The organism is Amycolatopsis kentuckyensis (assembly GCF_041679295.1).
Taxonomy (GTDB): domain Bacteria; phylum Actinomycetota; class Actinomycetes; order Mycobacteriales; family Pseudonocardiaceae; genus Amycolatopsis; species Amycolatopsis kentuckyensis_A.
Genome location: NZ_JBGDMD010000012.1, coordinates 1 through 17,090, shown reverse-complemented (window position 1 = coordinate 17,090; position 17,090 = coordinate 1). Strand labels below are relative to the sequence as shown.

At 68.2% G+C, this 17,090-nt stretch carries 31 protein-coding genes; all 31 read left to right on the top strand.

Going from position 1 to position 17,090, the window contains the following annotated elements; all coding sequences use genetic code 11:
* Positions 1-7: 7 nt before the first annotated feature.
* Complete coding sequence (rpsS, locus tag ACERZO_RS40170) at positions 8-289, top strand: 30S ribosomal protein S19 (RefSeq protein WP_003102083.1); 282 nt, start codon at positions 8-10, stop codon at positions 287-289.
* Between the two features lie 31 nt (positions 290-320).
* A complete protein-coding gene (gene rplV / locus ACERZO_RS40165) occupies positions 321-737 on the top strand; it encodes a 50S ribosomal protein L22 (protein ID WP_372671243.1) in 417 nt (138 codons plus the stop codon).
* Positions 737-1,570 carry a 30S ribosomal protein S3 gene (gene rpsC, locus ACERZO_RS40160; protein WP_072474761.1) on the top strand — a complete coding sequence of 278 codons (834 nt, stop codon included), beginning with the start codon at positions 737-739 and terminating at the stop codon, positions 1,568-1,570. Before rplV ends, rpsC begins: the two co-directional genes overlap by 1 nt.
* Positions 1,571-1,573: 3 nt before the next feature.
* Positions 1,574-1,993, top strand: a complete 420-nt coding sequence (rplP, locus tag ACERZO_RS40155; RefSeq protein ID WP_004558864.1) for a 50S ribosomal protein L16 — start codon at positions 1,574-1,576, stop codon at positions 1,991-1,993.
* Positions 1,993-2,238 carry a 50S ribosomal protein L29 gene (gene rpmC, locus ACERZO_RS40150; protein WP_086675500.1) on the top strand — a complete coding sequence of 82 codons (246 nt, stop codon included), beginning with the start codon at positions 1,993-1,995 and terminating at the stop codon, positions 2,236-2,238. The genes rplP and rpmC overlap by 1 nt, the downstream gene beginning before the upstream one ends.
* The gene (gene rpsQ / locus ACERZO_RS40145) at positions 2,235-2,513 is read left to right on the top strand and encodes a 30S ribosomal protein S17 (protein WP_372671242.1); all 279 of its coding nucleotides are present in this window, start codon (positions 2,235-2,237) and stop codon (positions 2,511-2,513) included. Before rpmC ends, rpsQ begins: the two co-directional genes overlap by 4 nt.
* A gap of 91 nt (positions 2,514-2,604) precedes the next feature.
* Positions 2,605-2,973, top strand: a complete 369-nt coding sequence (gene rplN / locus ACERZO_RS40140; protein WP_004558867.1) for a 50S ribosomal protein L14 — start codon at positions 2,605-2,607, stop codon at positions 2,971-2,973.
* A complete protein-coding gene (rplX, locus tag ACERZO_RS40135; RefSeq protein WP_086675498.1) occupies positions 2,973-3,287 on the top strand; it encodes a 50S ribosomal protein L24 in 315 nt (104 codons plus the stop codon). Before rplN ends, rplX begins: the two co-directional genes overlap by 1 nt.
* Positions 3,287-3,850, top strand: coding sequence for a 50S ribosomal protein L5 (gene rplE, locus ACERZO_RS40130; protein WP_247015084.1), 564 nt, complete (start codon positions 3,287-3,289; stop codon positions 3,848-3,850). The genes rplX and rplE overlap by 1 nt, the downstream gene beginning before the upstream one ends.
* Before the next feature lie 4 nt (positions 3,851-3,854).
* A complete protein-coding gene (locus ACERZO_RS40125; RefSeq protein ID WP_004558870.1) occupies positions 3,855-4,040 on the top strand; it encodes a type Z 30S ribosomal protein S14 in 186 nt (61 codons plus the stop codon).
* A gap of 86 nt (positions 4,041-4,126) precedes the next feature.
* Positions 4,127-4,525 (top strand): 30S ribosomal protein S8, encoded by a 399-nt coding sequence (gene rpsH / locus ACERZO_RS40120; protein ID WP_004558871.1) that lies wholly within the window; start codon positions 4,127-4,129, stop codon positions 4,523-4,525.
* 16 nt (positions 4,526-4,541) lie between these two features.
* Positions 4,542-5,081 carry a 50S ribosomal protein L6 gene (gene rplF / locus ACERZO_RS40115; RefSeq protein WP_364462188.1) on the top strand — a complete coding sequence of 180 codons (540 nt, stop codon included), beginning with the start codon at positions 4,542-4,544 and terminating at the stop codon, positions 5,079-5,081.
* Between the two features lie 2 nt (positions 5,082-5,083).
* Entirely contained in the window at positions 5,084-5,482 is a 399-nt protein-coding gene (gene rplR / locus ACERZO_RS40110) for a 50S ribosomal protein L18 (RefSeq protein WP_372671241.1), read from the top strand.
* Positions 5,483-5,516: 34 nt separating this feature from the next.
* The gene (rpsE, locus tag ACERZO_RS40105; protein WP_004558874.1) at positions 5,517-6,161 is read left to right on the top strand and encodes a 30S ribosomal protein S5; all 645 of its coding nucleotides are present in this window, start codon (positions 5,517-5,519) and stop codon (positions 6,159-6,161) included.
* A 1-nt stretch (position 6,162) separates the two neighbouring features.
* Complete coding sequence (rpmD, locus tag ACERZO_RS40100; RefSeq protein ID WP_033291195.1) at positions 6,163-6,348, top strand: 50S ribosomal protein L30; 186 nt, start codon at positions 6,163-6,165, stop codon at positions 6,346-6,348.
* Entirely contained in the window at positions 6,345-6,791 is a 447-nt protein-coding gene (gene rplO / locus ACERZO_RS40095) for a 50S ribosomal protein L15 (protein WP_372671240.1), read from the top strand. Before rpmD ends, rplO begins: the two co-directional genes overlap by 4 nt.
* Before the next feature lie 69 nt (positions 6,792-6,860).
* Positions 6,861-7,415, top strand: a complete 555-nt coding sequence (locus ACERZO_RS40090) for a hypothetical protein (protein WP_372671239.1) — start codon at positions 6,861-6,863, stop codon at positions 7,413-7,415.
* A gap of 48 nt (positions 7,416-7,463) precedes the next feature.
* Positions 7,464-8,387, top strand: a complete 924-nt coding sequence (locus ACERZO_RS40085; RefSeq protein ID WP_372671238.1) for a hypothetical protein — start codon at positions 7,464-7,466, stop codon at positions 8,385-8,387.
* 22 nt (positions 8,388-8,409) lie between these two features.
* Entirely contained in the window at positions 8,410-9,033 is a 624-nt protein-coding gene (locus ACERZO_RS40080) for a LysE family translocator (protein WP_372671237.1), read from the top strand.
* A 256-nt stretch (positions 9,034-9,289) separates the two neighbouring features.
* The gene (gene secY, locus ACERZO_RS40075; RefSeq protein WP_364462560.1) at positions 9,290-10,597 is read left to right on the top strand and encodes a preprotein translocase subunit SecY; all 1,308 of its coding nucleotides are present in this window, start codon (positions 9,290-9,292) and stop codon (positions 10,595-10,597) included.
* Positions 10,594-11,148 (top strand): adenylate kinase, encoded by a 555-nt coding sequence (locus tag ACERZO_RS40070; protein ID WP_086681357.1) that lies wholly within the window; start codon positions 10,594-10,596, stop codon positions 11,146-11,148. The genes secY and ACERZO_RS40070 overlap by 4 nt, the downstream gene beginning before the upstream one ends.
* A 44-nt stretch (positions 11,149-11,192) precedes the next feature.
* Positions 11,193-11,969 (top strand): type I methionyl aminopeptidase, encoded by a 777-nt coding sequence (map, locus tag ACERZO_RS40065; RefSeq protein ID WP_372671236.1) that lies wholly within the window; start codon positions 11,193-11,195, stop codon positions 11,967-11,969.
* A gap of 263 nt (positions 11,970-12,232) precedes the next feature.
* The gene (gene infA / locus ACERZO_RS40060; RefSeq protein ID WP_004558881.1) at positions 12,233-12,454 is read left to right on the top strand and encodes a translation initiation factor IF-1; all 222 of its coding nucleotides are present in this window, start codon (positions 12,233-12,235) and stop codon (positions 12,452-12,454) included.
* Positions 12,455-12,487: 33 nt separating this feature from the next.
* The gene (gene rpmJ / locus ACERZO_RS40055; protein ID WP_004558882.1) at positions 12,488-12,601 is read left to right on the top strand and encodes a 50S ribosomal protein L36; all 114 of its coding nucleotides are present in this window, start codon (positions 12,488-12,490) and stop codon (positions 12,599-12,601) included.
* Between the two features lie 211 nt (positions 12,602-12,812).
* Positions 12,813-13,193 carry a 30S ribosomal protein S13 gene (rpsM, locus tag ACERZO_RS40050; protein ID WP_004558883.1) on the top strand — a complete coding sequence of 127 codons (381 nt, stop codon included), beginning with the start codon at positions 12,813-12,815 and terminating at the stop codon, positions 13,191-13,193.
* Entirely contained in the window at positions 13,190-13,375 is a 186-nt protein-coding gene (locus tag ACERZO_RS40045) for a hypothetical protein (protein WP_013222623.1), read from the top strand. Before rpsM ends, ACERZO_RS40045 begins: the two co-directional genes overlap by 4 nt.
* 18 nt (positions 13,376-13,393) lie before the next feature.
* Positions 13,394-13,801: a 30S ribosomal protein S11 gene (rpsK, locus tag ACERZO_RS40040; RefSeq protein WP_004558885.1), complete on the top strand. Its 408-nt coding sequence runs from the start codon at positions 13,394-13,396 to the stop codon at positions 13,799-13,801.
* Between the two features lie 23 nt (positions 13,802-13,824).
* The gene (rpsD, locus tag ACERZO_RS40035; RefSeq protein ID WP_013222624.1) at positions 13,825-14,430 is read left to right on the top strand and encodes a 30S ribosomal protein S4; all 606 of its coding nucleotides are present in this window, start codon (positions 13,825-13,827) and stop codon (positions 14,428-14,430) included.
* 105 nt (positions 14,431-14,535) lie between these two features.
* Positions 14,536-15,606 carry a DNA-directed RNA polymerase subunit alpha gene (locus tag ACERZO_RS40030; protein ID WP_004558887.1) on the top strand — a complete coding sequence of 357 codons (1,071 nt, stop codon included), beginning with the start codon at positions 14,536-14,538 and terminating at the stop codon, positions 15,604-15,606.
* 41 nt (positions 15,607-15,647) lie between these two features.
* On the top strand, positions 15,648-16,196 hold the full coding sequence (gene rplQ, locus ACERZO_RS40025; RefSeq protein ID WP_372671235.1) for a 50S ribosomal protein L17: 549 nt from the start codon (positions 15,648-15,650) through the stop codon (positions 16,194-16,196).
* Between the two features lie 73 nt (positions 16,197-16,269).
* Positions 16,270-17,090, top strand: an 821-nt coding sequence (gene truA / locus ACERZO_RS40020) for a tRNA pseudouridine(38-40) synthase TruA (RefSeq protein WP_372671531.1), incomplete at its 3' end; no start/stop codon positions are given.

Sequence of the window (17,090 nt, the reverse complement as noted above, 5' to 3'; positions counted from 1 at the left end):
GAACAACATGCCACGTAGCCTCAAGAAGGGCCCGTTCGTGGACGACCACCTGCTCAAGAAGGTGGACGCGCTGAACGAATCGGGCAAGAAGACGGTCATCAAGACCTGGTCGCGCCGCTCGACGATCATCCCGGACTTCCTGGGTCACACGATCGCCGTGCACGACGGCCGCAAGCACGTCCCGGTGTTCGTCACCGAGGCCATGGTGGGTCACAAGCTGGGCGAGTTCGCCCCGACGCGAACCTTCAAGGGCCACATCAAGGACGACCGCAAGTCGCGCCGCCGCTGAGCGGGCACGAAACCAGACAAGGGAAGTAGCGATGAACGCCCAGAACGACGCGACGGTCGAGGCCCTGCCTACGGCTTACGCGCGGGCTCGCTTCGTCCGGGACTCGCCGACCAAGGTGCGCCGGGTGATCGAGCTCATCAAGGGACGTAGCGCCGCCGACGCCTTGGCCGTGCTCCGGTTCGCCCCGCAGGCGGCCAGCGAGCCGGTCGCGAAGGTGCTCGCCAGCGCCGTGGCCAACGCCGAGAACAACCTTCAGCTGGACCCGGAGACGCTCTGGGTCAAGAACGCGTACGCCGACGAGGGCCCCACCCTCAAGCGCATCCGCCCGCGGGCCCAGGGCCGCGCGTACCGGATCCGCAAGCGGACCAGCCACATCACCGTCGAGGTGGAGTCGCGTCCGGCCGTCGCGCCGAAGGCTCAGAGCAAGAAGAAGGCAGGTGGCCGGTAGTGGGCCAGAAGATCAACCCGCACGGTTTCCGCCTGGGTATCACCACGGACTGGAAGTCGCGCTGGTACGCCGACAAGCAGTACGCCGAGTACGTGGCCGAGGACGTCAAGATCCGCAAGCTCCTCGCCACGGGCATGGAGCGCGCCGGCATCTCCAAGGTCGAGATCGAGCGCACCCGTGACCGCGTCCGCGTGGACATCCACACCGCCCGGCCGGGCATCGTCATCGGCCGCCGCGGCGCGGAGGCCGACCGGATCCGCGGCGCGCTGGAGAAGCTGACCAAGAAGCAGGTCCAGCTGAACATCCTCGAGGTCAAGAACCCCGAGGCCGACGCCCAGCTGGTCGCCCAGGCGGTCGCGGAGCAGCTTTCCAACCGCGTGGCGTTCCGCCGCGCGATGCGGAAGGCGATCCAGACCTCCATGCGCTCGCCGCAGGTCAAGGGCATCCGCGTGCAGTGCGGCGGTCGTCTCGGCGGTGCCGAGATGTCCCGCTCCGAGCACTACCGCGATGGCCGCGTCCCGCTGCACACGCTGCGCGCCGACATCGACTACGGCTTCTTCGAGGCCAAGACGACGTTCGGTCGCATCGGCGTCAAGGTGTGGATCTACAAGGGTGAGCTCGTCGGTGGCCTGAAGGCCCGCGAAGCGCGTGACGCCGCCGAGCGCGCGCCGCGTCGCGACCGTGACCGCAGCGACCGGCCGTCCCGTCCGCGTCGTTCCGGCGCCTCGGGCACGACCGCCACCTCGACCGAAGCCGGTCGCGCGGCCGCTGCCGCCACGACCGAGGCCCCGGCGGCTCCGGCCACCGAGACCGCAGAAAAGACGGAGGGCTGAGACGTGCTCATCCCGCGCAGGGTCAAGCACCGGAAGCAGCACTCCCCGAAGCGCCACGGCGCCGCCAAGGGTGGCACGAAGGTCAGCTTCGGCGAGTACGGCATCCAGGCGCTTGAGCACAGCTACGTGACGAACCGGCAGATCGAGTCCGCTCGTATCGCCATGACCCGTCACATCAAGCGTGGCGGCAAGGTGTGGACGACCATCTACCCGGACCGCCCGCTGACCAAGAAGCCGGCGGAAACCCGCATGGGTTCCGGTAAGGGTTCGCCCGAGTGGTGGATCGCCAACGTGAAGCCGGGCCGCGTGATGTTCGAGATCTCGTTCCCGAACGAGGAGACCGCCCGTGAGGCGCTCCGCCGCGCGATCCACAAGCTGCCCATGAAGTGCCGCATCGTGACCCGTGAAGGTGGTGAGTTCTGATGGCGAACGCTGGTGCTCTGGCATCGGAGCTGCGTGAGCTCACCGCGGAAGAGCTCGTCCTGCGTCTGAAGGAATACAAGGAGGAGCTCTTCAACCTCCGCTTCCAGATGGCGACCGGGCAGCTCGACAACAACCGCCGTCTGCGCACCGTCCGCACGGACATCGCGCGGATCTACACGGTCATGCGCGAGCGCGAACTCGGCCTGTCCGTTGCCCCCGACGCCGAGAGTGAAGGTGCCGCATGAGCGAGCCCACCACCGAGACGCCGGCCCGGAACGACCGCAAGGTCCGCGAGGGCTACGTCGTCTCGGACAAGATGAACAAGACGATCGTGGTCGAGCTCGAGGACCGCAAGAAGCACCCCCGTTACTCGAAGGTCGTCCGCAGCACCACCAAGGTCAAGGTGCACGACGAGAACAACGAGGCGGGCGTGGGCGACCGGGTCACCCTGATGGAGACCCGCCCGCTGTCGGCATCGAAGCGGTGGCGCCTGGTGCAGATCGTGGAGAAGGCCAAGTAAGCAGGGCTCTTTCAGAGTCTTTAGTTCCGCAAGGCTCGCCAGTGTGGACTTCACAAGCGGGCGAGAACCGGCGCGACATACAGGAGTTGACGTGATCCAGCAGGAGTCGCGGCTTCGGGTAGCCGACAACACGGGTGCGAAGGAAATCCTCTGCATCCGCGTTCTCGGTGGTTCCGGGCGGCGCTACGCCGGCATCGGCGACATCATCGTCGCCACCGTGAAGGACGCCATCCCGGCTGCCGGGGTGAAGAAGGGCGACGTCGTCAAGGCCGTCATCGTCCGCACGGTCAAGGAGCGTCGTCGTCCGGACGGTTCCTACATCCGGTTCGACGAGAACGCCGCCGTGCTCATCAAGAACGACAACGAGCCCCGGGGCACCCGCATCTTCGGCCCGGTGGGCCGCGAGCTGCGCGACCGAAAGTTCATGAAGATCATTTCGCTCGCGCCGGAGGTGCTGTGATGAAGGTGAAGAAGGGCGACACGGTCGTCGTCATCGCCGGCAAGGACAAGGGCGCCAAGGGCAAGGTCATCCAGGCTTACCCCGAGCGCGACCGAGTGCTGGTCGAGGGCGTGAACCGGATCAAGAAGCACACGCGGATCACCCAGACCCAGCGCGGTGCGCAGTCCGGTGGCATCGTCACGCAGGAGGCCCCGATCCACGTCTCCAACGTGATGGTCGTCGACTCGGACGGCAAGCCGTCCCGGGTGGGTTACCGCATCGGCGAGGACGGCAAGAAGGTCCGGATCTCGCGCCGGAACGGTAAGGACATCTGATGACCACCGCAGAGAAGGTCGCGCCGCGCCTCAAGGTGCGCTACCGCGAAGAGATCAAGGGCCAGCTGCAGGCGGAGTTCTCCTTCGCCAACGTCCACCAGATCCCGGGCGTCGTGAAGGTCGTCGTGAACATGGGCGTCGGTGACGCCGCCCGCGACAGCAAGCTGATCGAGGGTGCGGTCAAGGACCTCGCCCTGATCACGGGCCAGAAGCCCGAGGTCCGGAAGGCCCGCAAGTCCATCGCGCAGTTCAAGCTGCGCGAGGGCCAGCCGATCGGCGCGCGCGTCACGCTGCGCGGCGACCGCATGTGGGAGTTCCTCGACCGGCTGCTGACCATCGCGCTGCCGCGTATCCGCGACTTCCGCGGGCTTTCGCCGAAGCAGTTCGACGGCCACGGCAACTACACGTTCGGTCTCAACGAGCAGTCGATGTTCCACGAGATCGACCCCGACTCCATCGACCGCCCGCGCGGCATGGACGTCACCGTCGTCACGACCGCCACGAACGACGACGAGGGCCGGGCGCTGCTGCGCAAGCTCGGCTTCCCGTTCAAGGAGAACTGAGCCGATGGCCAAGAAAGCACTGGTCCACAAGGCCGCGAAGAAGCCGAAGTTCGCCGTGCGCGCCTACACCCGCTGCCAGCGGTGCGGCCGCCCGCACGCCGTGTTCCGCAAGTTCGGGCTCTGCCGGATCTGCCTTCGCGAGATGGCGCACGCGGGCGAGCTGCCCGGCGTCCGCAAGTCCAGCTGGTAAGAGCTTCTTTTAAAACTCCACTTCGCCACAGGCCCCGCCCCTCGTTTGGGGCGGGGAACCAGGGCGAGAAAGGTTGACAGGTCACCATGACGATGACCGACCCCATCGCAGACTTCTTGACGCGTCTGCGCAACGCGAACTCGGCGTACCACGACGAGGTCAAGCTCCCGCACTCGAAGCTCAAGGCGAACATCGCCGAGATCCTCAAGCGCGAGGGCTACATCGCGGGTTACCACGACGAGCCGGGCGAGAAGCACAAGAACCTGGTCGTCGAGCTCAAGTACGGCCCCAACCGTGAGCGGAGCATCGCCGGCCTGCGGCGCGTCTCCAAGCCCGGCCTGCGGGTCTACGCAAAATCGACCGAACTGCCGTCCGTTCTCGGTGGGCTGGGCATCGCGATCATCTCGACGTCCGGTGGCCTGCAGACGGACCGTCAGGCCAAGCGCAACAGCGTGGGCGGCGAAGTCCTCGCCTACGTCTGGTAAGGAAGGGGGCACAGACATGTCACGCATCGGAAAGCTGCCGGTCGCCGTCCCCTCCGGGGTCGAGGTGACCATCAACGGTCAGCACATCAGCGTCAAGGGCCCCAAGGGGACCCTGGAGCACACCGTCGCCGAGCCGATCACGGTCGAGCGCGACGACGACGGCACCCTGCTGGTCAAGCGCCCGGACGACGAGCGCACCAGCAAGGCTCTGCACGGCCTCACCCGCACCCTGGTGAACAACCTGGTCGTGGGAGTGACGTCGGGCTACGAGAAGAAGCTCGAGATCCACGGTGTCGGTTACCGCGTGCAGGCCAAGGGCTCGGACCTCGAGTTCGCCCTCGGCTACAGCCACCCGGTGAAGATCGAGGCGCCGGAGGGCATCACCTTCAAGGTGGAGAGCCCGACCCGGTTCTCGGTCTCCGGCATCGACAAGCAGAAGGTCGGCCAGATCTCGGCGGTCATCCGCCGGCTGCGGCGCCCGGACCCGTACAAGGGCAAGGGCCTGCGGTACGAGGGCGAGAAGATCCGCCGCAAGGTCGGAAAGACGGGTAAGTGATCATGAGCGACACGACTACGAAGCGCAAGCCGGTGGGCAAGGACATCTCGACCCGCCGCCGCGTCGCGAAGGCCCGTCGGCACTTCCGCCTCCGCAAGAAGGTCTCGGGCACGGACCAGCGTCCGCGCCTGGTCGTCAAGCGGTCCTCGCGGCACATCGCCGTGCAGGTCATCGACGACCTGGCCGGCCACACGCTGGCGTCGGCGTCCAGCCTCGAGGCGGACCTGCGGGCGTTCGACGGCGACAAGAAGGCCAAGGCCGCCAAGGTCGGGGCCCTGGTCGCCGAGCGCGCCAAGAACGCCGGGATCTCGGCCGTGGTGTTCGACCGTGGGGGCAACGCCTACCACGGCCGCATCGCCGCGCTCGCCGACGCCGCCCGCGAGGCGGGGTTGGAGTTCTGACGATGCAGCAGTTCGTGAATGGAAGGAAAGCCTGATGCCGGGACGTACACGGCAATTCGGCGGCGGCCAGGGTGGACCCGGCGGGCAGGGCGGCAACGACCGCGGTGACCGTCGCGACCGCCGGGACCGGCGCGACAGCGGCCGTGGCGGGGCGGCCCAGGACAAGACCCCGCACCTCGAGAAGGTCGTGACGATCAACCGCGTCGCCAAGGTCGTCAAGGGTGGTCGTCGCTTCAGCTTCACCGCCCTGGTGGTCGTCGGCGACGGCGACGGTCAGGTCGGCGTCGGCTACGGCAAGGCCAAGGAAGTTCCCGCGGCCATCGCCAAGGGCGTCGAGGAAGCGAAGAAGAACTTCTTCCGCGTTCCCCGCGTCGGCGGCACCATCCCGCACCCGATCCAGGGTGAGGAGGCCGCCGGTGTCGTGCTGCTCCGTCCGGCGTCCGCCGGTACCGGCGTCATCGCCGGTGGCCCGGTGCGCGCGGTGCTGGAGTGCGCGGGTGTCCACGACGTGCTGTCGAAGTCGCTCGGCTCCGACAACGCGATCAACATCGTGCACGCGACCGTGGCGGCCCTGAAGGGCCTGCAGCGTCCCGAAGAGGTCGCGGCCCGCCGCGGTCTCCCGCTCGAGGACGTCGCGCCGGCCCGGATGCTGCGCCAGCGCGCGGGCCAGGGGGTCTGACATGGCTCAGCTCAAGGTCACCCAGGTCAAGAGCAAGATCGGCACGAAGCACGCTCACCGCGAGTCGCTGCGCACCCTCGGGCTGCGCAAGATCCGCCAGAGCGTCGTGCGTGAAGACACCCCCCAGGTGCGCGGCCTGATCCACACCGTCCGCCACCTGGTGGAGGTCGAGGAGGTCAAGGCATGACGGCCATCAAGATCCACCACCTGCGTCCGGCTCCGGGCGCCAAGCGCGAGAAGATGCGCGTCGGTCGTGGTGAGGGCTCGAAGGGCAAGACGGCCGGTCGCGGTACGAAGGGCACCAAGGCCCGGAAGAACGTGCCCGCCGGGTTCGAGGGTGGGCAGATGCCCATCCACATGCGGCTGCCGAAGCTGCGTGGCTTCAAGAACCGCTTCCGCACCGAGTACCAGCCGGTGAACGTGGGCGACATCGCCCGCGTCTTCCCGGACGGCGGCACCATCGGTGCCGACGAGCTGGTCAAGGGCGGGCTGGTCCGCAAGGGCAAGCTGGTGAAGGTCCTCGGCAACGGCGACGTGAACGGCGTCAAGCTGAACGTCACCGCCGACGCGTTCTCCGGTTCCGCCAAGGAGAAGCTCGAAGCGGCCGGTGGCTCCGCCACCACCAACTGAGTAAGTTTCACGCCGAAGGCCCGTCTGGTTCGCCAGGCGGGCCTTCGGCGTTTCTCGAGGAGGTTGTCGGTGCGGGCTTTCGTGGCGCCGGTGCTCGTCGTGGGCGCGACGGCGTTGACGGTCGTGGGGACGTTCCTGCCGTTCTTCCGCACCGAGCAGGCGGTCGGGCTGGAACCGTCGGGGATCGCGCAGACGACGCTGCGAGCCTGGCGGATCGACTTCACGTTCCCGGGGCAAGGCGAGATCAGCTCGTCCTCGGCACCACTGGGCGCCCCGCTGCTGCTGGCGGCCGCGGTCCTGCTGGCGGCGGCGGTCCTCGCCGTGGTGCGGCGCCGGCCCGCGCGGCGGACGACGCTGGTGGGCGCGGCGTTCCTGGCCGGGGCGGTGTGCACGGTCGCGGTGCACGGCTTCCGCGGCCTCGGCGAGGACGGCCGGGTACAGACGGAGACCACGACCCTGGCCGGCACGTGGGTGCTGCTGGCGGCGGTGGTGGCGGCCGCGGGGGCGGCGGTGCTGAGCCACCGGGGCGCTCCGCGCTGGGCTGATCCGGAGGCGGCTTACGCGGACACGCCGACGCCGCCGTCGGGCGTGGTGATCACGGTGCTCCCACCCGAGGACGGCTGACCGGACAGGTTCCTTGCCGCGGTGCGGGTCCGGACGGAGGATCGAGGGGTGGACAGACCGTCGCAGGAGCCACCCGAGCCACCCGAGCCTTCCGGGTCGCCGCTGAGCTTCCCGGTGGAGGCCCCGAAGGTCGCGGGCGTGGAGCCGGGAGCGGGGTCGCCGCTGAGCTTCCCCGCGGAGGTGCCGCCGGCCGAAGCCGCACGGCCGGAGATCGGCTCCCCGGCGGACCCGCTGGACTTCCCGGCGCAAGCCGCAGCCCCGCCGAGTGCGGACCCCTTCCCCGCCCCGCAAGTCGCCCAGCTGCCTTTCCCGGTCGCCCAACTGCCCGGCGCGGCCCCCACCCCACCGCCGGCCGAGCCGGCGCAACCGACTCCGACTTCCGAGGCACCAGCCGAAACCCCCAAGCTCCTGCGCTTCCTCCCGCCGGCTCTCACCGCCGCGGCCGCGCTCATGGCCGCCGGTGGCCTCTTCTTCCCCCTCTTCCGCCTCCAGCAGCACGTCAGCGTCCGGCGGGGGGCCTTCGACACCCAGCTCACCGTCACCGAAACCGCCTGGGGCAGCCGGCTCGAGGTCCCCGGTCAGGAAGCCGCCGAGCAGGCCGCCTCGCCGATCGGCATTCCCGTCCTCCTCGCCGTCATCCTGCTCGCCGTCGCCGCTTTCACCGCCTTCGCGCGGCCTCGCCACGGCCGGTGGCTCATCGGCGCCGGGGCCTTCTTCACCGGCGGTGTCGTCCTCACCGTCGGGATGGACGGGCCCGGGTTGTCCGCCATGGCCGACGGCCTGGACTTCGAGGTCACCACCGCCGCCGGCATGTGGCTGCTGATCGCGGCCACCGCCGTGGCCGCTGCCGCGGCGGTCGTCGCCGCGCTGCCGTCCAGGAACTGGGCCGACCCGGCCCTCGCCTACGCCGACACCCCGACCCCGCCCAGCGGCGTCGCCATCACCGTGCTCCCACCCGAAGAACCCCGTTGACCCCGGCGGCTACCGTGGAGACGTGTCGTGGCTGCTGGTCTTCTTCGGGGCTTCCGTCCTCATCGCGCTTACGCCCGGCGCGAACAACCTGCTCGGCCTCCACCACGGGATGACGCACGGTGTCCGCCGCGGCCTCGCCGGGCTGGCCGGCCGGCTGGCCGCGTTCACCCTGTTGATCACGGCTGTCGCGGCCGGGCTGGGGCAGCTGCTGGCCGCGTCCGAGACCGCCTTGACGATCATCAAGTGGGCCGGCGCCGGCTACCTGCTCTACCTCGGCCTGCGCCTGTTGTGGTCGACTTTCCGGGGCAAAACGGACGTCCCCGAACCGGACACGCAGCCGGCGTCGGCCTGGCGCGTGACGCGCAAGGAGTTCGGTGTCGCGATCACCAACCCCAAGGCGATCCTGATCTTCACCGCGTTCGTCCCGCAGTTCATCGACGCAGGTCACGGACCGTTTCCAGCGCAGATCGCGCTGCTCGGCGCCGTCTACCTGCTCGCCGAGTTCCTGGCCGGTTCGGTCTACGTCGGGGTCGGCGCCGGCCTGAAGTCGATCAAGCTCACCCGGCGGACCCGCCGGAACGTGGACCGGGGGACCGGCGTGGTCCTCGTCGGCCTGGCCGGCGTGCTCGCGACGTCGAACGCTTGAGCCACAATCTGTCAAGGAATACGGCCAAGACGGCGATGTGGATCAACCCGCCGGAGCAACCTTGGTACGGAAAACGCACACGGACTGCGGACACGCCCTGTGAAGCTGTTAGAGTCGGCGACACGCTTCGGGACGAGTGTGCCCCGAAGCGTTCCTGGCTTGCCTGCCAGTAGTGCTGTGTGTTCCTGCCGGCCCCCGTGCCGGCCAAGCCGATCGTCGGTTGAGGACGGCCGACGACGCCGAGGAGGTCCCCCGCGTGTTCAGCGCCTTCCGCTCGGCTCTCGCGACGCCGGATCTACGCAAGAAGATCCTGTTCACGCTAGCCATCGTCGCGGTCTACCGAATCGGTGCGACCATTCCGGCACCCGGGATCTCCTACGGGGCGGTACAGGCCTGTAGCTCCCAGGCGCAGCAGGAAGGCGTCTACCAGCTGCTGAACCTGTTCAGCGGCGGTGCGCTGCTGCAGCTGTCGCTCTTCTCGACCGGCATCATGCCGTACATCACGGCGAGCATCATCATCCAGCTGCTGACCGTGGTCATCCCGCGGTTCGAGGAGCTGAAGAAGGAAGGCCAGTCCGGCCAGGGCAAGCTGACCCAGTACACCCGGTACCTCACGGTCGCGCTGGCGATCCTGCAGGCCACCGGCGTGGTCGCGCTCGCGGACCGCAAGCAGCTCTTCCCCGACTGCGACCAGCCGATCATTCCGGACAACAGCGTCTACTCGCTGGCGATCATCGTCATCACCATGACCGCGGGCACCGCCGTCATGATGTGGCTGGGCGAGCTGATCACCGAGCGCGGCGTCGGCAACGGCATGTCCGTCCTGATCTTCCTGAACATCGCCGCGCGCATCCCGGTCGAGGGCGGGAACATCCTGTCCAACGGCGGTGGCATCGCGCTGACGATGATCTGCATCTTCGGGCTCGTGATCATCGCGAGCGTCATCTTCGTCGAGCAGGGGCAGCGCCGGATCCCGGTGCAGTACGCCAAGCGCATGATCGGCCGCCGGATGTACGGCGGCACGTCGACCTACCTGCCGATCAAGGTGAACCAGGCCGGCGTCATCCCGGTCATCTTCGCGTCTTCCCTGCTGTACCTGCCGGACCTGATCAGCCGCCTCGTCGGCGACCAGAACAGCAACTCCGGCTGGCAGGTCTTCATCAAGAACTACATCGTGAACCAGTCCAGCTGGGTGCACATCGCGCTGTACTTCGGCCTGATCATCTTCTTCACGTACTTCTACATCACGATCACGTTCAACGTGGACGAGCGTGCGGAAGAGATGAAGAAGTTCGGCGGGTTCATCCCGGGCATCCGCCCGGGCCGCCCGACGGCCGAGTACCTGAGCTTCGTCCTGGGCCGGATCACCCTGCCCGGTTCGCTGTACCTGGGCATCATCGCGATCCTTCCGAACTTCTTCCTGTCGGTGACCGGTAGCGGGAACAACCAGAACTTCCCGTTCGGTGGCACGGCTGTGCTGATCATGGTCGGTGTCGGGCTCGACACCGTGAAGCAGATCGAAAGCCAGCTGATGCAGCGCAACTACGAAGGGTTCTTGAAGTGACGCGGCTGGTTCTCGTGGGTCCGCCCGGCGCGGGCAAAGGTACGCAGGCGGTGGCTCTGTCGGAGCAGCTGCGCATCCCGCACATCTCCACGGGCGAGCTGTTCCGCGCGCACGTCGGCCAGGAGACCCCGCTGGGCCAGGAAGCCAAGCGCTACCTGGACTCCGGCGAGCTCGTGCCCGACTCGGTGACGAACGAAATGGTCCGCGAGCGCCTGGCGGAGCCGGACGCGAAGGCCGGCTTCCTGCTCGACGGCTTCCCCCGCAACACGAAGCAGGCCGAGGTGCTCGGGGAGATCCTGGGCGACGCCGACGTCTCGCTCGACGCCGTGATCCAGCTGCAGGTGCCCGAGGACGTCGTCGTCGGCCGGCTCATGTCCCGCGGCCGCGCGGACGACACCGAAGAGGTCATCCGCCGCCGCCAGCAGATCTACGTGTCGGACACCGCGCCGCTGCTGGAGTACTACGCCGACATCCTGGTGACCGTCGACGGCGTCGGCAGCGTCGAGGAGATCTCCGGCCGGGTGCTGAAAGCGCTGCGCGACCGCACGTGAACCTCGGAGGATTGCGTGTTCTGCAAGTGCTCCGCCGTGGGCGCATGATCGAGGTCAAGACCCCGGACGAGCTGCAGGCGATGCGGGCCGCGGGACTCGTCGTCGCCCGCACGCTCGCGGCGGTCCGCGCCATCGCGAAACCGGGTGTCAGCACGGCCGAGCTCGACGAGCTGGCCGAGCAGACGATCCGGGACGCCGGCGCGGTGCCGTCGTTCAAGGGCTACCACGGTTTCCCCGCGTCGATCTGCGCGTCGGTGAACGAGCAGATCGTCCACGGCATCCCGGCGAAGACGCAGGTGCTGGCCGACGGCGACATCATCTCCGTCGACTGCGGCGCGATCCTCGACGGCTGGCACGGCGACTCCGCCGTCACGCTGGCCGTCGGCGCGGTCTCCGACGCCGACCTGGCGCTGTCCGCGGCGACCGAAGCGGCGATGTGGGCCGGCATCGAGGCGGTCAGCGCCGGCGGCCGGTTGACCGACATCTCCTACGCCGTCCAGTCGGCCGCCGAACGCGCGGGCCGCGACGACGGCGTCGAGTACGGGATGATCGTCGAGTACGGCGGCCACGGCATCGGCCGCCAGATGCACATGGACCCGTTCCTGCCGAACGTCGGCAAGCCGGGCAAGGGCCCGCGGCTGAAGCCCGGCATGGCCCTGGCGATCGAGCCGATGCTGACCGGCGGTGGCGGCGAGACCCGCGAGCTGGACGACGGCTGGACGGTCGTCACGGCCGATGGCTCCCGCGCGGCCCACTGGGAGCACACGGTGGCGATCACCGAAGAAGGCCCCTGGGTGCTCACCGCACCCGAAGAAGCCTGACCTGCGCATTCACCCACACGAGGTGATCGCCATCACGTCCACCTGCACGGTCCTTTAGCATGGTCACCCCCGGTTTGGGGGTCGCGACACGACCTGCGTACACTATCAAGTCGGCGCACTTATCGCGCCCGGATCCTGCGCGCTCGTGAATTCACGGTCTTGGGAGCCGGGCACCAGTGTGCCACGCAACACCCGACCCAGCACTAGTGCTCGAGTTGATCAGGTGTGGCGACAGACGATACCGACAGGGAAATGCGGAGGACATGGCGAAGAAAGACGGGGCCATCGAGGTCGAAGGCCGCGTAGTCGAGCCGCTCCCCAACGCGATGTTCCGCGTCGAGTTGGAGAACGGTCACAAGGTCCTGGCACACATCAGCGGCAAGATGCGGCAGCACTACATCCGCATCCTGCCCGAGGACAGGGTTGTCGTGGAGCTCTCGCCCTACGACCTCTCTCGTGGTCGCATCGTCTACCGCTACAAGTGATCACGAAGAGCAGCTACTAGGAGAGCAGAAGACGTGAAGGTCCAGCCGAGCGTCAAGAAGATCTGCGACAAGTGCAAGGTGATCCGCCGGCACGGCCGGATCATGGTGATCTGCGAGAACCTGCGGCACAAGCAGCGGCAGGGCTGATCTGATCGCCAAGCACTCGAGCAGAGTGGATTGACGGCTACACAACCTCCCCGCACCTGCCGGGCCACGCGAATGGCCCGGTTCACCCCCGGACTTCAGGCCGGGGCTGGGACACCCGAGGCGCAAGCCGAGGGCACGACAGGCGAGTCGGTCCCGGAACCGGACGGGGAGCAGACCTGAAGATGAACTCAATGAAGGAGCATCAGCGCCAATGGCACGACTCGCTGGCGTAGACCTCCCCCGCGAGAAGCGGTTGGAGATCGCGCTTACGTACATCTACGGCATCGGCCGTACCCGCTCGAAGCAGCTCATCAAGGCTGCCGAGCTCAACGCGGACACCCGCGTCAAAGACCTCAGCGATGACGACCTCGCGAAGCTGCGTACGTACATCGAAGAGAACTTCAAGGTCGAGGGTGACCTTCGCCGCGAGGTGAACGCCGACATCCGTCGGAAGATCGAGATCGGGTGCTACGAGGGCCTTCGCTGGCGCCGCGGACTTCCCGTCCGCGGGCAGCGCACGAAGACCAACGCCCGTACCCGCAAGGGTCCGAAGAAGACGGTTGCCGGCAAGAAGAAGGCTGGCAAGAAGTGAGCGTCCAGGGCAAGAAGGTCGTGCAGATGGGTGGCGTTCAGCGCCGCGGCTCGGCTTGTGTCTCGCCCAAGGCGCTCTACGCCCGCCCGATGGCGCTCCGCAACCTGTACACCGACGCCGGTTCGATCATCCGGCGCGGCCAGGCCGAAGCGGTCGCCGCTCACCAAGAGAACGCGCGCTAACAGGAGAACCCTCAGAACATGCCACCGAAGTCTCGTACTGCGGCCGGGGCCAAGAAGGTCCGCCGCAAGGAAAAGAAGAATGTCGCGCACGGTCACGCGCACATCAAGAGCACCTTCAACAACACCATCGTCTCGATCACGGACCCGACCGGTGCCGTGATCGCGTGGGCGTCGAGTGGTCACGTGGGCTTCAAGGGCTCCCGCAAGTCCACCCCGTTCGCCGCGCAGATGGCCGCCGAGAACGCTGCCCGCAAGGCCGCCGAGCACGGCATGAAGAAGGTCGACGTCTTCGTGAAGGGCCCGGGTTCGGGCCGCGAGACGGCGATCCGCTCGCTGCAGGCGGCCGGCCTCGAGGTCGGCACCATCCAGGACGTGACCCCGCAGCCTCACAACGGCTGCCGCCCGCCCAAGCGGCGCCGGGTCTGAGGAACGGGGAGGAGTAAGAAGAAATGGCTCGTTACACCGGCCCCGCGACGCGTATTTCGCGTCGCCTCAAGGTTGACCTCATCGGCGGCGACCAGGCTTTCGAGCGTCGCCCCTACCCGCCGGGCCAGCACGGCCGCGGGCGCATCAAGGAGTCCGAGTACCTCCTGCAGTCGCAGGAGAAGCAGAAGGCTCGCTACACCTACGGCGTTCTCGAGCGTCAGTTCGTCCGGTACTACAAGGAAGCCGTCCGGCGTCCCGGCAAGACCGGTGAGAACCTGCTGCAGATCCTCGAGTCCCGCCTGGACAACGTGATCTACCGCGCCGGCATCGCCCGCACCCGCCGTCAGGCGCGTCAGCTGGTGAGCCACGGCCACTTCCTGGTCAACGGCGTCAAGGTCAACGTCCCGTCGTACCAGGTCACCAAGTGGGACATCATCGACGTGCGGCCGAAGTCGTTCTCGATGCTGCCCTTCGTCGTGGCCAAGGAGTCCTTCGGCGACCGCCCGATCCCGGCGTGGCTGCAGGTCGTCCAGTCCAACCTCCGCGTGCTGGTCCACCAGCTCCCGGAGCGTGCGCAGATCGATGTTCCGGTTCAGGAACAGCTGATCGTCGAGCTCTACTCGAAGTAGTCCGGCCCCGGCTGGAGTACGGGCGGCGGCGCGACAGGTGCGCCGCCGCCTACGCCATCCCTTCGACGTCATATGGCGGGCGTCGTCTGGAAAGGAAAACAAGGAATGCTGATTTCCCAGCGGCCGGCTCTCGGCGAAGAGACGGTCAACGAGACCCGCTCCCGGTTCACCATCGAACCGCTGGAGCCCGGCTTCGGCTACACGCTCGGCAACTCGCTGCGTCGTACGCTGCTGTCGTCCATCCCGGGCGCGGCCGTGACGAGCATCCGCATCGACGGCGTGCTGCACGAGTTCACCACCGTTCCCGGGGTGAAGGAAGACGTCACCGACATCATCCTGAACCTCAAGGAGCTCGTGGTGTCCTCGGAAGAGGACGAGCCGGTCACCATGTACCTGCGCAAGCAGGGCCCGGGTGAGGTCACGGCGGCCGACATCGTGCCGCCGGCGGGTGTCACCGTGCACAACCCGGATCTGCACATCGCGTCGCTGAACGGCAAGGGCAAGCTCGAGATCGAGCTCGTCGTCGAGCGCGGCCGCGGTTACGTTCCGGCCCTGCAGAACAAGCAGGCGGGCGCGGAGATCGGCCGGATCCCGGTCGACTCGATCTACTCGCCGGTGCTCAAGGTGACCTACAAGGTCGAGGCCACCCGTGTCGAGCAGCGCACCGACTTCGACAAGCTGATCCTGGACGTCGAGACCAAGCCGTCGATCACGCCGCGCGACGCGGTCGCGTCGGCCGGCAAGACGCTGGTGGAGCTGTTCGGTCTCGCCCGCGAGCTGAACGTCGACGCCGAGGGCATCGAGATCGGCCCGTCGCCGCAGGAGGCGGACACCATCGCCGCCTACGCGATGCCGATCGAGGACCTGGACCTCACCGTCCGGTCGTACAACTGCCTCAAGCGCGAGGGCATCCACACGGTGGGCGAGCTCGTCTCGCGCAGCGAGGCGGACCTGCTCGACATCCGCAACTTCGGCGCCAAGTCGATCGACGAGGTCAAGCTCAAGCTCGTCGGCCTCGGCCTCGCGCTGAAGGACAGCCCGCCCGGGTTCGACCCGACCGCGGCGGCCGCCAGCTACGACGGTGAAGGCTGGTCGGAGGGTGTCGGTGGCATCGCCGACGGGATTTCGGACGGCCACGACGATGGCCAGGACTACGCAGAGACCGAGCAGCTCTGAGGCCGTGTGCCTGGACGCTGTGAGCTGAACTAGGAGAACCAATGCCCACCCCTACCAAGGGAGCCCGGCTCGGCGGGTCGTCCGCGCACGAGCGGCTGATCCTGGCCAACTTGGCCACGCAGCTGTTCGAGCACGGCAAGATCACCACCACCGAGGCGAAGGCGAAGCGGGTCCGTCCGCTGGCCGAGAAGCTGATCACCAAGGCGAAGCGGGGCGACCTGCACAACCGCCGTCAGGTGCAGCGCGTCGTCCGTGACAAGGACGTCGTCCACAAGCTGTTCGCGGAGATCGGCCCGCACTTCGCCGAGCGCGACGGTGGCTACACCCGGATCACCAAGACGATGCCGCGCAAGGGTGACAACGCCAAGATGGCGGTCATCGAGCTGGTGGCCGAGAAGACGGTGACTTCGGAAGCCGAGCGCGCCCGCAAGACGAAGTTCGCGAAGGACGAGAAGCCCGCCGCCGCTCCGGCTGCCGAGGAGACCACCTCCACCGAGGAGGCTCCCGCTGCCGAGGAGGCCAAGGCCGAGGACACCACCGCGGAGACCGAGGCCCCGGCTTCGGACGACGCGGACGCCAAGAAGGACTGACGTCCTGACGGCAGATTCGACACCGGACGAGCCCGCCACTCCCCCTGGGGAGGGCGGGCTCGTTCGTCTGCGCCTGGACGTCTCCTACGACGGCACGGACTTCTCGGGCTGGGCCCGCCAGCCGGGCCGCCGGACGGTCCAGGGGCTCCTGGAGGAGGCGCTGCAGCGGCAGCCACCCGGGGCCTCGGTGCCCAAGTCCGTGGTCGTGGCGGGCCGCACGGACGCCGGAGTGCACGCGACGGGCCAGGTGGTGCACGTCGACGTCGTGCCGCTTTCATCTCCGACCGGACGTATTCCGGTGTCTTCGGACGGCATCCCGGACCTGGCCCGCATGACGGGCCGGTGGAACCGCCTGCTGCCCGGCGACGTCCGGGTGCTGGGCGCGCGGGTCGCCCCCGAGGGTTTCGACGCCCGGTTCTCGGCCATCCGCCGGCACTACCGCTACCGGGTTTCGGACGCGCCGTGGGGCGTGGACCCGTTGCGCCGCCACGACACGCTGGCGTGGAACCGTCCACTGTCGACGGACGCGATGAACGCGGCGGCCGCGGAACTGCTGGGCCTGCACGACTTCGCGGCGTACTGCAAGCAACGCGACGGCGGCACGACGATCCGCGAGCTGCAGCGCCTGGAGTGGGCGCGGGTGGACGAGCACCTGCTGGAGGTCCGGGTCTCGGCGGACGCCTTCTGCCATTCGATGGTCCGCAGCCTGGTCGGCGTGCTGCTCTTGGTCGGTGACGGCCGCCGTAGCGACGGCTGGCCGGTGAAGGTGCTCGAGAGCGGGATCCGCGACAGTGCGGTCGCCCCGGCTCACGGTTTGACGCTGCTCGGTGTGGACTACCCGCCGGACGAGGAACTCGCCGGCCGCGCCGAGCAGACCAGGAACGTCCGCACCCC

What these genes read in the sequence shown, in the direction of transcription:
- rpmD (WP_033291195.1), top strand. Translation starts at nt 6,163, where the DNA reads ATGGCTCAGCTCAAGGTCACCCAGGTCAAGAGCAAGATCGGCACGAAG.
- rplX (WP_086675498.1), top strand. Translation starts at nt 2,973, where the DNA reads ATGAAGGTGAAGAAGGGCGACACGGTCGTCGTCATCGCCGGCAAGGAC.
- rpmC (WP_086675500.1), top strand. Translation starts at nt 1,993, where the DNA reads ATGGCGAACGCTGGTGCTCTGGCATCGGAGCTGCGTGAGCTCACCGCG.
- rplV (WP_372671243.1), top strand. Translation starts at nt 321, where the DNA reads ATGAACGCCCAGAACGACGCGACGGTCGAGGCCCTGCCTACGGCTTAC.
- rpsK (WP_004558885.1), top strand. Translation starts at nt 13,394, where the DNA reads ATGCCACCGAAGTCTCGTACTGCGGCCGGGGCCAAGAAGGTCCGCCGC.
- rplQ (WP_372671235.1), top strand. Translation starts at nt 15,648, where the DNA reads ATGCCCACCCCTACCAAGGGAGCCCGGCTCGGCGGGTCGTCCGCGCAC.
- rpsD (WP_013222624.1), top strand. Translation starts at nt 13,825, where the DNA reads ATGGCTCGTTACACCGGCCCCGCGACGCGTATTTCGCGTCGCCTCAAG.
- map (WP_372671236.1), top strand. Translation starts at nt 11,193, where the DNA reads ATGATCGAGGTCAAGACCCCGGACGAGCTGCAGGCGATGCGGGCCGCG.
- infA (WP_004558881.1), top strand. Translation starts at nt 12,233, where the DNA reads ATGGCGAAGAAAGACGGGGCCATCGAGGTCGAAGGCCGCGTAGTCGAG.
- rpsH (WP_004558871.1), top strand. Translation starts at nt 4,127, where the DNA reads ATGACGATGACCGACCCCATCGCAGACTTCTTGACGCGTCTGCGCAAC.
- rplF (WP_364462188.1), top strand. Translation starts at nt 4,542, where the DNA reads ATGTCACGCATCGGAAAGCTGCCGGTCGCCGTCCCCTCCGGGGTCGAG.
- rpsM (WP_004558883.1), top strand. Translation starts at nt 12,813, where the DNA reads ATGGCACGACTCGCTGGCGTAGACCTCCCCCGCGAGAAGCGGTTGGAG.
- rpsQ (WP_372671242.1), top strand. Translation starts at nt 2,235, where the DNA reads ATGAGCGAGCCCACCACCGAGACGCCGGCCCGGAACGACCGCAAGGTC.
- ACERZO_RS40125 (WP_004558870.1), top strand. Translation starts at nt 3,855, where the DNA reads ATGGCCAAGAAAGCACTGGTCCACAAGGCCGCGAAGAAGCCGAAGTTC.
- ACERZO_RS40030 (WP_004558887.1), top strand. Translation starts at nt 14,536, where the DNA reads ATGCTGATTTCCCAGCGGCCGGCTCTCGGCGAAGAGACGGTCAACGAG.
- rpsE (WP_004558874.1), top strand. Translation starts at nt 5,517, where the DNA reads ATGCCGGGACGTACACGGCAATTCGGCGGCGGCCAGGGTGGACCCGGC.
- rpsS (WP_003102083.1), top strand. Translation starts at nt 8, where the DNA reads ATGCCACGTAGCCTCAAGAAGGGCCCGTTCGTGGACGACCACCTGCTC.
- rplE (WP_247015084.1), top strand. Translation starts at nt 3,287, where the DNA reads ATGACCACCGCAGAGAAGGTCGCGCCGCGCCTCAAGGTGCGCTACCGC.
- rplR (WP_372671241.1), top strand. Translation starts at nt 5,084, where the DNA reads ATGAGCGACACGACTACGAAGCGCAAGCCGGTGGGCAAGGACATCTCG.
- rplO (WP_372671240.1), top strand. Translation starts at nt 6,345, where the DNA reads ATGACGGCCATCAAGATCCACCACCTGCGTCCGGCTCCGGGCGCCAAG.